This window comes from Streptomyces ficellus (assembly GCF_030406405.1).
In the GTDB taxonomy this organism is placed as follows: Bacteria; Actinomycetota; Actinomycetes; order Streptomycetales; family Streptomycetaceae; genus Streptomyces; species Streptomyces ficellus_B.
In genome coordinates this window covers 247,433-260,407 of sequence record NZ_JAUEPL010000002.1, presented here as the reverse complement: position 1 = coordinate 260,407, position 12,975 = coordinate 247,433, and the positions used below count along the sequence as shown (strand labels likewise).

At 72.7% G+C, this 12,975-nt stretch carries 14 protein-coding genes; 8 read left to right on the top strand and 6 right to left on the bottom strand.

Annotated features, from left to right (window positions below):
• The first annotated feature begins 2 nt into the window (after nt 1-2).
• The 5 genes from QWM81_RS02570 to QWM81_RS02550 are packed head-to-tail and all read left to right on the top strand — an operon-like array spanning nt 3 to nt 4,173.
• A complete protein-coding gene (locus QWM81_RS02570; protein ID WP_290109755.1) occupies nt 3-314 on the top strand; it encodes an urease subunit beta in 312 nt (103 codons plus the stop codon).
• Nucleotides 307-2,028: an urease subunit alpha gene (locus tag QWM81_RS02565; RefSeq protein WP_290109754.1), complete on the top strand. Its 1,722-nt coding sequence runs from the start codon at nt 307-309 to the stop codon at nt 2,026-2,028. Before QWM81_RS02570 ends, QWM81_RS02565 begins: the two co-directional genes overlap by 8 nt.
• A 10-nt stretch (nt 2,029-2,038) precedes the next feature.
• Nucleotides 2,039-2,701 (top strand): urease accessory protein UreF, encoded by a 663-nt coding sequence (locus QWM81_RS02560; RefSeq protein ID WP_290109753.1) that lies wholly within the window; start codon nt 2,039-2,041, stop codon nt 2,699-2,701.
• A 60-nt stretch (nt 2,702-2,761) separates the two neighbouring features.
• A complete protein-coding gene (ureG, locus tag QWM81_RS02555; RefSeq protein ID WP_290109752.1) occupies nt 2,762-3,445 on the top strand; it encodes an urease accessory protein UreG in 684 nt (227 codons plus the stop codon).
• Nucleotides 3,442-4,173 (top strand): urease accessory protein UreD, encoded by a 732-nt coding sequence (locus QWM81_RS02550; RefSeq protein WP_290109751.1) that lies wholly within the window; start codon nt 3,442-3,444, stop codon nt 4,171-4,173. Before ureG ends, QWM81_RS02550 begins: the two co-directional genes overlap by 4 nt.
• Before the next feature lie 101 nt (nt 4,174-4,274).
• Here the strand turns inward: QWM81_RS02550 and QWM81_RS02545 are convergent, their stop codons facing one another.
• The 5 genes from QWM81_RS02545 to QWM81_RS02525 all read right to left on the bottom strand — a co-directional run bounded on the left by QWM81_RS02545 (nt 4,275) and on the right by QWM81_RS02525 (nt 7,988).
• Nucleotides 4,275-4,988, bottom strand: coding sequence for a lysophospholipid acyltransferase family protein (locus QWM81_RS02545; RefSeq protein ID WP_290109807.1), 714 nt, complete (start codon nt 4,986-4,988; stop codon nt 4,275-4,277).
• A 140-nt stretch (nt 4,989-5,128) separates the two neighbouring features.
• Nucleotides 5,129-6,106, bottom strand: a complete 978-nt coding sequence (locus QWM81_RS02540) for a YihY/virulence factor BrkB family protein (protein ID WP_290109750.1) — start codon at nt 6,104-6,106, stop codon at nt 5,129-5,131.
• A gap of 169 nt (nt 6,107-6,275) precedes the next feature.
• Nucleotides 6,276-6,950: a DUF3618 domain-containing protein gene (locus QWM81_RS02535; protein ID WP_290109749.1), complete on the bottom strand. Its 675-nt coding sequence runs from the start codon at nt 6,948-6,950 to the stop codon at nt 6,276-6,278.
• The gene (locus QWM81_RS02530; RefSeq protein WP_290109748.1) at nt 6,926-7,366 is read right to left on the bottom strand and encodes a phage holin family protein; all 441 of its coding nucleotides are present in this window, start codon (nt 7,364-7,366) and stop codon (nt 6,926-6,928) included. The genes QWM81_RS02535 and QWM81_RS02530 overlap by 25 nt, the downstream gene beginning before the upstream one ends.
• A 1-nt stretch (nt 7,367) precedes the next feature.
• A complete protein-coding gene (locus tag QWM81_RS02525) occupies nt 7,368-7,988 on the bottom strand; it encodes a hypothetical protein (protein ID WP_290109747.1) in 621 nt (206 codons plus the stop codon).
• A gap of 201 nt (nt 7,989-8,189) precedes the next feature.
• On the opposite strand from QWM81_RS02525, the gene QWM81_RS02520 reads away from it, so the two are divergent.
• Complete coding sequence (locus QWM81_RS02520; RefSeq protein ID WP_353938272.1) at nt 8,190-8,699, top strand: phosphatase PAP2 family protein; 510 nt, start codon at nt 8,190-8,192, stop codon at nt 8,697-8,699.
• Between the two features lie 51 nt (nt 8,700-8,750).
• On the opposite strand, the gene QWM81_RS02515 is transcribed toward QWM81_RS02520, so the two are convergent.
• Nucleotides 8,751-9,599, bottom strand: a complete 849-nt coding sequence (locus QWM81_RS02515; RefSeq protein ID WP_290109745.1) for a rhomboid family intramembrane serine protease — start codon at nt 9,597-9,599, stop codon at nt 8,751-8,753.
• 213 nt (nt 9,600-9,812) lie between these two features.
• Here QWM81_RS02515 and QWM81_RS02510 point away from each other — a divergent pair, with 213 nt between their 5' ends.
• Both QWM81_RS02510 and lanKC read left to right on the top strand, forming a co-directional pair.
• Nucleotides 9,813-10,208 carry a VOC family protein gene (locus QWM81_RS02510; RefSeq protein WP_290109744.1) on the top strand — a complete coding sequence of 132 codons (396 nt, stop codon included), beginning with the start codon at nt 9,813-9,815 and terminating at the stop codon, nt 10,206-10,208.
• Nucleotides 10,209-10,342: 134 nt separating this feature from the next.
• On the top strand, nt 10,343-12,961 hold the full coding sequence (gene lanKC, locus QWM81_RS02505; RefSeq protein WP_290109743.1) for a class III lanthionine synthetase LanKC: 2,619 nt from the start codon (nt 10,343-10,345) through the stop codon (nt 12,959-12,961).
• The last annotated feature ends 14 nt before the right edge of the window (nt 12,962-12,975 follow it).

Genomic DNA, 12,975 nt, shown 5'->3' with positions numbered 1-12,975 from the left:
CGATGATCCCCGGAGAGATCCTGTACGCGGACGAGCCCGTGACCCTCAACGAGGGCCGCCCCGTCTCCCGCCTGACCGTACTCAACGCCGCCGACCGGCCCGTCCAGGTCGGCTCCCACTACCACTTCGCCGAGGCCAACCCCGGCCTGGAATTCGACCGTTCGGCCGCGCGCGGCCTGCGGCTCAACATCGCCGCCGGTACCGCCGTGCGCTTCGAGCCCGGCATCCCCGTCGACGTCGAACTCGTCCCGCTCGCCGGACTGCGCGTGGTCCCCGGTCTGCGCGGGGAGACCGGAGGTGCCCTCGATGCCTGAGCTCGACCGCATGGTGTACGCCGACCTCTTCGGCCCCACCACCGGCGACCGCGTCCGCCTCGCCGACACCGACCTGCTCGTCGAGATCGAGCAGGACCGCTGCGGTGGCCCCGGACGCGCGGGCGACGAGGCGGTGTTCGGCGGCGGCAAGGTGATCCGCGAGTCCATGGGCCAGTCCCGTACGACCCGCGCCGAAGGCGCCCCCGACACCGTCATCACCGGCGCCGTGATCATCGACCACTGGGGGATCGTCAAGGCCGACATCGGCATCCGCGACGGCCGGATCACCGGCATCGGCAAGGCCGGCAACCCCGACACCATGGACGGGGTGCACCCCGACCTCGTCATCGGGCCCGAGACCGAAGTCATCGCCGGCAACGGCAAGATCGTCACCGCGGGCGCGATCGACGCGCACATCCACTTCATCTCGCCGACGATCGTCGAGCAGGCGCTCAGCTCCGGCATCACCACCCTCGTCGGTGGCGGTACCGGACCCGCCGAAGGCACCAAGGCCACCACCATCACACCCGGCCCCTGGCACTTGGCCCGGATGTTCGAGGCGCTGGAGACCTACCCCGTCAACATCGGCCTGCTCGGCAAGGGCAACACCGTCTCGCGCCAGGCCATGCACTCCCAACTGCGCGGTGGCGCCCTGGGATTCAAGATCCACGAGGACTGGGGAGCCACCCCGGCGGCCATCGACGCCTGTCTGAACGTCTGCGACGAGACCGGCGCCCAGCTCGCCATCCACACGGACACCCTCAACGAGGCCGGGTTCGTCGGCGACACCCTCGCCGCCATCGCCGGCCGCACCGTCCACGCGTACCACACCGAAGGGGCGGGCGGCGGGCACGCGCCCGACATCATCACGGTGGTCTCCGAGCCGTACATCCTGCCCAGCTCCACCAACCCCACCCGCCCGCACACCGTCAACACGCTCGAAGAGCACCTCGACATGCTGATGGTGTGCCACCACCTCAACCCGGCCGTCCCCGAGGACCTGGCCTTCGCTGAGTCCCGCATCCGGCCCTCGACCATCGCGGCCGAGGACATCCTCCACGACCTGGGCGCCATCTCGATCATCTCCTCCGACTCCCAGGCCATGGGCCGCGTCGGTGAGGTCATCATGCGGACCTGGCAGACCGCGCACGTGATGAAGCGGCGCCGGGGCGCGCTCCCGGGCGACGGCCGCGCCGACAACCACCGGGCGCGTCGCTATGTCGCCAAGTACACGATCAACCCGGCCGTCGCGCAGGGCCTCGACCATGAGATCGGCTCGGTCGAGACCGGCAAGCTCGCCGACCTGGTGCTGTGGGAGCCGGCGTTCTTCGGGGTCAAGCCCCAGACCGTGATCAAGGGCGGCCAGATCGCGTACGCGCAGATGGGCGACGCCAACGCGTCGATCCCCACGCCCCAGCCGGTCATGCCGCGCCCGATGTTCGGTGCGCTCGGTACGGCACCGGCGGCCAACTCGCTCAACTTCGTCACCGAAACGGCGATCGAGGACGACCTGCCCGAACGGCTGGGCCTCGGCAAGCGGTTCGTGCCCATCCGCAGCACCCGGCGCGTCGGCAAGGCGGACATGCGGGAGAACGACGCCCTGCCGCGTGTCGAGGTCGACGCCGACACGTTCACGGTGACGATCGACGGCGAGCCGGTCGACCCGGCGCCCGCCGCCGAACTGCCCATGGCCCAGCGCTACTTCCTCTTCTGACGGCCCGCCGATGACACGCGCTGCTCTTCTCGTTCTCGCCGACGGCCGGTTCCCCGCCGGTGGCCACGCCCACTCCGGCGGCGCCGAACCGGCCGTCAAAGCGGGACGCCTGCGCGACGCCCGCGACCTGGAGGACTTCTGCCGGGGCCGCCTGCACACCGCCGGGCTCACCTCCGCGGGCCTGGCGGCCGCGGCCGCCCTGGGCCTGGACCCCGTGGCGCTCGACGAGGCCGCCGACGCCCGCACCCCCTCGCCCGCGCTGCGCGCCACCGCCCGCAAGCTCGGCCGCCAGATGCTGCGGGCGGCTCGCGCGACCTGGCCGAGCCCCGAACTGGACGCGCTCGCCCGGTCGTTCCCGCGCGGCGCGCACCAGCCGGTCGTGCTCGGGCTCGCCGCGCGGGCGGCGGGACTCGGGCCCGAGGACGCCGCGCACTGCGTCGCGTACGAGACGGTCAGCGGGCCCGCCACCGCGGCGGTACGCCTGCTGAGCCTGGACCCCTTCCAGGCCACCGCCGTGCTCGCCCGCCTCGCGCCCGACATGGACCAGGTGGCCGCCCGGGCCGCGGTTGCCGCCCGGGACGGCATCGACGCGCTGCCCGCCGCGTCGGCGCCGCTGCTCGACATCACGGCCGAGCAGCACGCCACCTGGCCGGTACGCCTCTTCGCCTCGTAACGCCGTGTCCCTCGTAACGCCCCGTAACCCTCGTAACGCCTCATCACGACAAGGAGAGCCATGCACCTCGACCACAGCCACGACAAAGAAGCCCCCGCCGCCCTCAGCGCCGACGCCCACCGCCCCGACGGCACCCGCCGCGCCCTGCGCATCGGCCTCGGTGGGCCCGTCGGCTCGGGCAAGACCGCCACTGTCGCCGCCCTGTGCCGGGAACTGCGCGACCAGCTGTCCATCGCGGTCGTCACCAACGACATCTACACCCGCGAGGACGCCGAGTTCCTGCTCCGCAACGCTGTGCTCCCGCCCGAGCGCATCCAGGCCGTGGAGACCGGCGCCTGCCCGCACACCGCGATCCGCGACGACATCTCCGCCAACCTCGAAGCCGTCGAGGACCTGGAGGACACCGTGGGCCCGCTCGACCTGATCCTCGTCGAGTCCGGCGGCGACAACCTCACCGCCACCTTCTCCAAGGGCCTCGTCGACGCCCAGATCTTCGTCATCGACGTGGCGGGCGGCGACGACATCCCCCGCAAGGGCGGCCCCGGCGTCACCACCGCCGACCTGCTCGTCATCAACAAGACCGACCTCGCCCCGTACGTCCGCTCCGACCTGGAGCGCATGGCCCGCGACGCCAAGGAGCAGCGCGGCGACCTGCCCGTCGCGTTCACCTCGCTCACCGGCGAGCAGGGCGTCGGGCCGGTCGCCGACTGGGTACGGGCGCGGCTGGCCGCCTGGGCGGCATGAGCGTCCACGCCACCGCCCGGATCGTCGCCACCACCGCCGGGCTGCCGGTCCTGGAGAGCGACGGGCCGCTCGCCCTGCGCCGCACCCGCGCGACCGGCCCGTACACCCGCGTCACCGTCGTCGGCGCGATGACCGCCCCGCTCGGCGGCGACCGGCTGGCCATCGAGGCGGACGTACGGGACGGGGCGCGGCTCGCCGTCGACTCGGCGGCCGCGACCGTCGCGCTGCCCGGCCGCGCCGCCGAAGAGGCCCGTTACGAGGTACGGCTGAGGGTCGGTGAGCAGGCGGAGCTGCGCTGGCTGCCCGAGCAGCTCATCTCCGCGTACGGCTCGGACCTGCGGATGCGTACGGTGGTGGAGCTCGCCGGCAGCGCGCGGCTGGTGCTGCGCGAGGAGCAGATCCTCGGCCGCCACGGCGAAGCGCCAGGCACCCTCGCCACCCGCCTCACCGTCCGTCGCGCCGGCCGCCTCCTGCTGGACCAGGAACTGCGCTACGGCCCGGGAGCGCCCGGCGGCTGGGACGGGGGAGCGGTACTGGCGGGGCGCCGGGCGGTGGGCCAGCTGCTGGTGGTCGACCCGGAACTGGCCGACAAGCCCGCGAAGCCGCGCCTGCTGGGCGAGACGGCGGCGCTCACCCCGCTCGCCGGCCCCGCGCTCCTGGTCACCGCGGTGGCCGGCGACGCACGGGAGCTGCGGCACGTCCTGGACGAGGCGCTGGCCACCCTGTGAGGCCCGGCCCGCCGGCCCGTGTCCGGGCGCGGGTGCGCGGCCCGGCGCCCGCCGGGACACGGCGCGCCCCCGGGCGATTCCGCCGCGGGCCGGGCGGGTGCTCAGCGTCGCAGCCGCGGGAACTTCCGTGGCTGGCCGGCCTGTTGGGCCGCCTTCACGTCGGCCGCGTAATCGTCCACGTACTCCTGACCGGACAGCGCGAGAATCCGGTACATGATCTCGTCGGTCACGGCCCGGAGCACCGTCTTGTCGTTCTCCATCCCCGCGTACCGCGAGAAGTCCAGTGGCTCGCCGAACCGGATCGTCACCCGCTTGATCTTCGGTACGACCTGTCCCGGCGGCTGGATCTCGAACGTGCCGACCATCGCGCACGGGATCACCGGAACGCCCGCCTTCAGGGCCATGACGGCGACCCCGACCTTGCCCTTGTAGAGCCGCCCGTCGTGCGAGCGCGTGCCTTCCGGGTAGATGCCCAGCAGCTCACCCTTGCTCAGCACGCCGAGCCCTTCGCGGATCGCCGCCTGCCCGGCCTCCTTGCCGGACCGGTCCACCGGAATCTGGCCGGCGCTGCGGAAGAAGGCGGCGGTCAGCCGGCCCTTGATGCCGGGCCCGGTGAAGTACTCCTGCTTCGCCAGGAAGGTGATGCGCCGCTTGAGGACGACCGGCATCAGGAAGTGGTCCGAGAACGACAGGTGATTGCCCGCGACGATCGCGGCGCCCTGGTCCGGAATGTGCTCCAGTCCCTCGGTCCTGGGCCGGAACAGCAGCCGCAGCACCGGCCCGAGGAGGACGTATTTGAGCAGGTAGTAGAACACTGGCTGGCTCCCCACTGCACCGGACGGACCCTGAGCTGGTGTGGCCACCTTCGAACGGACAGGGCGTCAGGTAATTCTGCCCCATTGTCCGGCGCTTACCGGTCCATCCCCTGCGGCGGAAGCGGGGCGCGAGAGGAGAGTCAGAGCTTCCGGGTGTCGCGGGGTTCGACATAGGGCTCTTCGCCGGGTGGGTGACCTGTGCCGATGGCTCGCTCGCGTTCGAGCTCGGCGTTGAACTCCAGGCCGAGCAGGATGGCGATGTTGGAGATCCACAGCCAGATCAGGAAGATGATGACGGCCGCCAGGCTGCCGTAGGTCCTGTCGTAGCTGGAGAAATTGGCCACGTACAGCGCGAAGAGGGCGGAGGCGACGAGCCAGATGAGCACGGCCAGAAGGCTGCCGGGGGAGACCCAGCGGAACCCGCGTTTGACATTGGGGGACGCCCAGTACAGCAGGCCGATGATCACGCTGAACAGGAGGACCATCACGGGCCATTTGGCGATGTTCCACACCGTCATGGCCGTGCCGCCGATACCGAGGATGTCCCCGGTCTTCTGGGCGAGGGTGCCGGTGAAGACCACACCGATGGCGATGAGCGCCAGGAGGACCACGACCACGAGAGTGATGATCAACCGGGTGGGCAGTGTCTTCCACACCGGGCGGCCTTCGCCGATGTCGTAGATGGCGTTGGAGGCCCGCATGAACGCGGCGATGTAGCCGGAGGCCGACCACAGCGCCACCACCAGGCCGATAACGAGCGCGAGGCCCGCCTTGCCCTGCCCGCGTTGGAGCTGTTCGAGCAGGCTGGTGAGGATGTCGCGGGCGGCGCCGGGGGCCAGCGTGCCCAAGTTGTCGATCAAGGGTCTGATGGTGCCGGAGCCCAGCAGGCCCAGGATGGAGAGCAGGGCCAGCAGGGCGGGGAAGATCGACAGCACGCCGTAGTACGTGAGGGCGGCGGCCCAGTCGGTGAGGTTGTCGTCCTTGAACTCTCTGACGGTTCGCTTCAGCACGGCCCCCCAGGACCGCTTGGGCATCCGGGTAGGTGCCTCGGCCGGCTTCCTGCCTGTCGTCTGCCCCTGCTGGGGTGCGCCGTTGTCGTCCCGCGCGTTCCGGGCCATGGCCGCGTCCTCCTTCCGGTGCCGCCACGCATCGCCGGGCGGGAGGAACCGTGGACCCGGCCCGCGCGGCGGCAACCTTGATCAGTTTCGTACGGGCGGTCCGCCGGGCGGCGGGCTCGCGCAGGCGGGCGGCGGGCCCGCCCACGCGGCGGCCGTCCCGGCGGCGCGACTACGGGGTACCGGCGGATCCGGTGGTACCTGCGGGGCCGGTGCTCTGCCCGCGTGCTTCGCCGGCCACCTGCTGCCCGGACTCACGGGCCTGCTCGGTCACCTGAGTGGCCTGCTCCCGCGCCTGTTCCTGGGTGCTGCGGGCGGCGTCCGCGGCGGTGTCCTTGACCTGCTGGGCCGCCTGCCTCGCGGTTTCGGTGGCGTCCTCCTTCAGGTGCTCGACGGACTCCACGGCCGCCTGCTTGACCGGCTCGATGGCCTCGCTCGCCCGGTCGGCGATCCGGCCGGCCGCCTGCTGTTCGGCCTGGGACTCCGGCAGGAGGGAGGCGGCCAGCAGTCCGGCGCCGAAGGCGATCAGGCCGGCGGCGAGCGGATTGCCCTGTGTCTGCCGTATCACCTGTTCGGGAGCCTGCTTGGCCGCCTCGCCCACCTGCCCCACGCTCTGCTGGGCGGACTGCGCCGCCTGCCGCGTCCCGTCGGCGGCCTGGCCGCCGACGTCCGACGCGGCCCCCATGACGCGCTCGCGCAGACCCGATGCCGCCGAGCGCACCCGGTCGGTGCGCCGGCGCACCATCCGCTTGGGACTCGTGCGGTCGGTCAGCCGGTCGACGTTCTCCGAGAGCCTTTCGCGCGTCGCTTCGATGTCGGCCCTCACTTGGTCGGGTGACGTGCCCACTGTGCGTCCTCCTTCAGCGTCTCGACGGTCTGCTCAGGCTTGGGCGACACGGTGCGCATCCGCGAGCGGCCCATCACGAACAGCACGGCCATGATTCCGGCCCACACGGCGGTGACGATCAGCGCCGCCCAGCCCGTATCCATCACATTGGCCAGTCCGAACATGGCCGCCAGCGACAGGAACAGGGCCACCATGTAGCCGGCGAACCCGGCCCCGCCGTACATCCCGGCGGCCTTGCCCGCCTTGGTGGCCTCCTCGCGGATCTCCGCCTTGGCCAGTTCCACTTCCTGCCGGAACAACTGCTGCACATCCGCGGTCACCGCGGACAGCAGCTCACCGACCGAGCGGTCCTCGCCGGGGCGGTTCGCGCCCCGCTGTTCGGGCGAACGCGGCGAATGCGGTGAGATGGATGACATGTCACACCCCCGGATACCCCGGCAGCTCGGGCCGCGCCGCGCCGCCCTGCGGCAGCGTCTCCTGTGGAGCCGGAGCCGGCTGGACCTGAGCCGAACCCGGAGCCTGAGCCGGACCCGGAGCCTGGCGGGCGCCGTCCGAGGACTGGGCCGCCTTGCCGGCCTTCGCGAGACGGCCGACCACCAGTCCGGCCAGCGCCGCTCCGCCCAGGAACGCGCCGGGGCGCCGGCGCGCGAAGTTCTGGAGGTCTCCGACCAGGCCCTCGACGCCGTTCTTGCCGAGGTAGTCGGCGGCGCGATGGCCTTGGTCCGCCGCCTGGGCGGCCATGCTGCGGGCCGGAGACTCGCGCGGGGCGTTCTCCGCCAGTCCCGCGAGATCGTCCGCCCACTGGCGCACGGTACCGGCCAGGCGCTCGGCCTGCGCCTGGCTCTCGTCCGTCAGGCGCTGCCGGAGGTCACGTACGGCGCTCCCGGCTTGCTGACGAGCCTCACCGGCCACCACCCTGGCCTGCTCGGCAGCGGTGCCGGCCACCTCGCCGGCGGCCTGACCGGTACGAGAAGCCGCGGCCGCGGCCTGCTCCTTCGCCGCCTGCCCGGTCTGCTGGACACGTCCGGCTTCACTCATAGCCATGCCTCCTCTCTCGGATCACAGTCCGCGGAGTCGGTGCCTCCGGATTCGTGATCGTCGAGCGGGTACCACCGCATAGTGGTGCGAAACAGCAACGCGCTCGCTTCTCCAAGGGGACGATCATGGTGTGAGGTCACCCCGCCGGGGAAGCTGCGGGTCATGGGAGTGATGTCGGTTCTTCGTGAAGGTGATCGCCGAGTGACCAAGCGGCTGGCGTCATGGAATTCCCCCTGGGGGCGGCCGCTGCTGCTCGCGGCGGAGGACGCGGCCGAGAACAGCAAGCTGTGGTGCGGCGCGGCTGTGCTGATGGCCTGTACAGGCGGCGGGCGGGGCCGTAAGGCAGCGGCGGCGGGGCTCGGCAGCCTGACGGTGGCGCAGGTGCTGTCGAACGCCGTGTGCAAGCAGCTGTACGAGCGGCGACGGCCACCCGTGGAGTGGATCCCGCATCCAGAGGTGCATGAGCGGCCGGACAGCTCGTCCTTCCCGTCGGGTCACACCGCGGCCGCCGTCGCCTTCACCGCCGCGGTGGCGCCCGTGTGGCCATGGGCCGGCGGTGCGTGTGGCGTCGTGGCCGCGATGGTCGCGGCGCAGCGGGTCCACAGCGGAGCCCACTATCCCAGCGACGTGGCCGCCGGCGCCCTGATCGGCCTGGCCGCCGCGGCCCTCGTACGCAACTCGCCCCGGCTGCTGCTGCGCCTGGCGCTATGACACCGCGAGGGCCGGCCCCGCGCCGGGCTGAGGGAGGCGGGCCACCGGCCGTCACCAGCCCGGGCGGGATTGCCCCTGCCAGGGCGTACCGGGCCGTGCCCGCCTTCCCCATACCGCCCCCGGCGGCTCGGGTGGCGGCAACGTGCCCCGGCGCAGCGGCCAGGCGAGCAGCATTCCCGCCGCGAAGCCCAGCACGTGCGCCAGATACGCCACCGTCCCGGCCTGGGAGACACCCGCGCCGTACGAGTACACCGCCTGGAGTGCGAACCACGCTCCGAGGACCGTCCAGGCGGGCAGCCGCAGGGGCAGGAACAGCAGGAACGGCACCAGCACCCACACCCTGACCCTGGGGAACAGCGCCAGGTAGGCGCCCAGGACCCCGGCGATGGCTCCCGAGGCGCCGATCATGGGGGTGCCCGAGTCGGCGTTGACGAACGCGAAGCCGTACGCGGCGGCGTAGCCGCAGACGCCGTAGAACAGCAGGTAGCGCACGTGGCCGAGGCGGTCCTCGACGTTGTCGCCGAAGATCCACAGGAAGAGCATGTTGCCGAGCAGGTGCAGCCAGCTGCCATGCAGGAACATCGAGGTCAGGACGGACAGCGGGGGCGACTTGTCGTAGTCGGGCGGGCCGACCAGACAGCCGGGTCCGGCCGGACCCACGCCCACCTGTCCGGTCGGAACCAGGCGCGGCAGCCGCTCATGGATCAGTTCGCGCGGCACGGCCGCCCACTGGTCCAGAAACGACTCCAGACGGCACAACTGCGCCAGGCCGCCTTCGCCCGTCACCGAACCGGCCATGCCGGGGGTGCGCAGGAAGACCACGAAGCCGGCGGCGATCAGCGCGTACGTCACCCAGGGGGTTCGCCGCGTCGGATTCACGTCATGAACGGGGATGACCACAACGGATCATTTGCCCGGCCGTCGCCGCCCGAATCCGGCCGTTCCCCGCCGACCGCGCCTCGCCCGCCCTCCCGTGGGCGGGACCACCCCCTGCCGCCAGGTCGTGCGCGACACCTGATGCCGCACAGGAGGCCGACGTCTCCACCGGCGGCGCCCGGCGGGGAACGCGGCGCGGCGTGGGTGGATTCCGGGGGGCCGGGGCACAAGGGGGGCATGACTGTGCCGAAGACCAGTGTCCTGGTACTGGACAGCGCCGAACCCGAGGCTCTGGCGGAGTTCTACGCCAAGCTGCTGGGCGCGCGGACGCAACGCGGAACCGATCCCGACTTCATCGAAGTGGTGGGCCACGACGGCGTACGCATGGCCGTACGGCGTGATCACGGCTACGCCCCGCCCAGTTGGCCGCGGCCCGACGACTCCCAGCAGGCGCACCTGCAGATCCTGGTGGCCGAGGACGACATGGACGCGGCGGAACGCGAGGCCGTCGGCCTTGGCGCCCGCCCGGTGGAGACCCGGGACAACTCCGGCCCCCGTGACGTCCGGACGTACGCCGACCCCGCCGGTCACTCCTTCACGCTGGCCGCCCGCGAGGGCCGCTCGGCGACCTAGGCGGGACGGCGGGGCGCGGCGCGGCGCGGAAGGTTACTCGTGCGTTCCGCACGGTCGGTTGCTGACGGCTGTGACTGTTGGAGGCCCCTCACCGGGTGACACCGTCGTCTCCGTCGCCGACCGAGGGAGCAGGTGTGATCAAGGGCTACGCCGCCTTCTGCGACGCGGACCGTCACTTCTACGACGCGCCGTACCGGCTGTCCGCCGAGGGCACCGACCACAGGGGCACGCTGTACGCGGCGGCGCTGGCGCCCGTACCCGAGGGGTGGCGCCGGCACCGCAGCGGTGACTGGCTGGCCCTGCGCCCGGTCGACCACACGCTGCCCGCGCAGGGCTGGAAGATCCACGTCTCGGCGTGCCTGGACAATGCGGAAACGATTCTCTCCCGGGTCGCGGACTACTGCTTCGCCCGTCGCGTCGCCTTCAAGTTCGTCCCGAGCCGCTATCTGCTGCACACCCGCAACGCCAAGTACGCCGACCGGGCCGCCGGCGGCAAGTTCATCACCGTCTACCCGGCCGGCGACGAGCAGTGCCGCCAGATCGCCGACGACCTGGCGGAACTGCTCGCCGGCGAGCCCGGCCCGTACATCCTGAGCGACCTGCGCTGGGGAGACGGTCCCGTCCACGTCCGCTACGGCAGCTTCACCCGCCGGCACTGCTACGGCGACGACGGCGAGCTGTGCCCGGCCGTCGAGGACCCCGAGGGGCGGCTCGTGCCCGACCTGAGGGGGCCGGTGTTCCAGGTGCCGGAGTGGGTGACCCCGCCCGCGTTCCTGCGGCCCCACCTCGACGCGCGGGCCGCCGTGACGGTGACCGGCATCCCGTACAGCGTCGACAGCGCCTTGCACTTCTCCAACGGCGGGGGAGTGTACGTCGGCCATGACCGGCGTACCGGCGAGAAGGTCGTCCTCAAGGAAGCCCGGCCGCACGCCGGGCTGGCCGCGGACGGTGCCGACGCGGTGACCCGGCTGCGGCGCGAACAGACGGCGCTGGAACGGCTGGCGGGGCTGCCGTGCACGCCCGAGGTGCGGGGCGCGTTCGTCCTGGGCGAGCACCACTTCCTCGCGATGGAGTTCATCGAGGGCAAGCCGCTCAACACCTTCTTCGCCCGCCGCCACCCGATGATCGAGGCGGACCCCGCGCCGGGAGCCCTCGCCGAGTACACCGAATGGGCCCTGCGCATACACCGGCTGGTGGAGGAGGCCGTCGACGCGGTGCACGCGCGCGGAGTGGTCTTCAACGACCTGCACCTGTTCAACATCATGGTGTCCGAGGACGAGTCGTCCGTGACACTGCTGGACTTCGAGGCCGCCGCCCACATCGACGAGGGACGGCGCCAGACCGTCGCCAACCCCGCGTTCGTCGCGCCCGCGGACCGGCGCGGGTTCGCCGTCGACCGCTATGCGCTGGCGTGCCTGCGGATCGCCCTGTTCCTGCCGCTGACCAGCCTGCTCCCGCTGGACCCCGAGAAGGCCCGGCACCTCGCCGACATCGCGGCCGCCGACTTCCCCGTACCGCGCGGCTTCCTCGACGAGGCGGTGGAAGAGATCACGGGCGGCGGCCGGGGGCCCGGCGGCGGGGAGCGCAGCTGGATACCCGGCGGGGAGCGCCGTCAGGTACCCGGCGGGGAGCGCCCTCGCGGGCCGTACCTGCCCGTGGAGCCGGGGGACTGGCCGCGCAGCCGCGACTCCATGGTGCGCGCCATCCTCGCCTCCGCCACACCCGAGCGCGAGGACCGGTTCTTCCCCGGGGACATCGCCCAGTTCACCACCGCCGGCGGCGGGCTGACGTTCGGTTACGGCGCCGCCGGCGTCCTGTACGCCCTCGCCGAGACTGGCGCCGGGCGGTGCGGGGAAGCCGAGGAGTGGCTGCTGCGGCGCACCAAGGAACCCGAGTCCGGCACACCGATCGGGTTCTACGACGGCCTCGCGGGCATCGCCTGGACCCTGGACCGCCTCGGCCACCCCGAACGCGCCCTGGAACTCGCCGAACCGGCCCTCCAGCTCCCCTGGGAGAACATCGCCCCCGACCTGCACAGCGGCCTCGCGGGCGTCGGCCTGGCCCTGGACGCGCTCGGCCTGCGGGACGCCGCCCTGCGCTGCGCCGGCCTCGTCGCCCGGGCCCTGCCCGGCGTCTCACGGGCCGGGCTGCTCCACGGCGCGTCGGGCGCGGCCCTGCTCTTCCTGCGCCTGTACGAACGCACCGGCGACACCGGCCTGCTCGACCTGGCCGCCGACGCGCTCCGGCGCGACCTGGCGCGCTGCGTACGGAGCGCGGGCGGCACCCTCCAGGTCGACGAGGGCTGGCGGACCATGCCGTACCTCGGCGCCGGGAGCGTCGGCATCGGGATGGTGCTCGACGACTACCTCGCCCACCGCGACGACGCCGACTTCGAGGAGGCCCGGCACGAGATCGTACGGGCCGCCCAGGCCACGTTCTACGCCCAGCCCGGGCTGTTCCGGGGCGCGGCCGGCATGGTGCTCCACCTGAGCCGGACCACTACGCCCGCGCCGGGTGCCGACACCGCGGGCGTACGGCGCCAGATCGACGCGCTCGCCCGGCACGCCGTGCCGTACCGGGGCGAACTGGCCTTCCCCGGCGAGCAGATGATGCGGCTGTCCATGGACCTCGCCACGGGCACGGCCGGATGCCTGCTCGCCCTCGGCAGCGCGGCGTCCGGCGGACGCACGCACCTGCCGTTCCTCCCGCCGTCACGACGGCGGCCCACAAGCCGGCCCCATCCGGGGCCGTGACCGAGCACACCGTC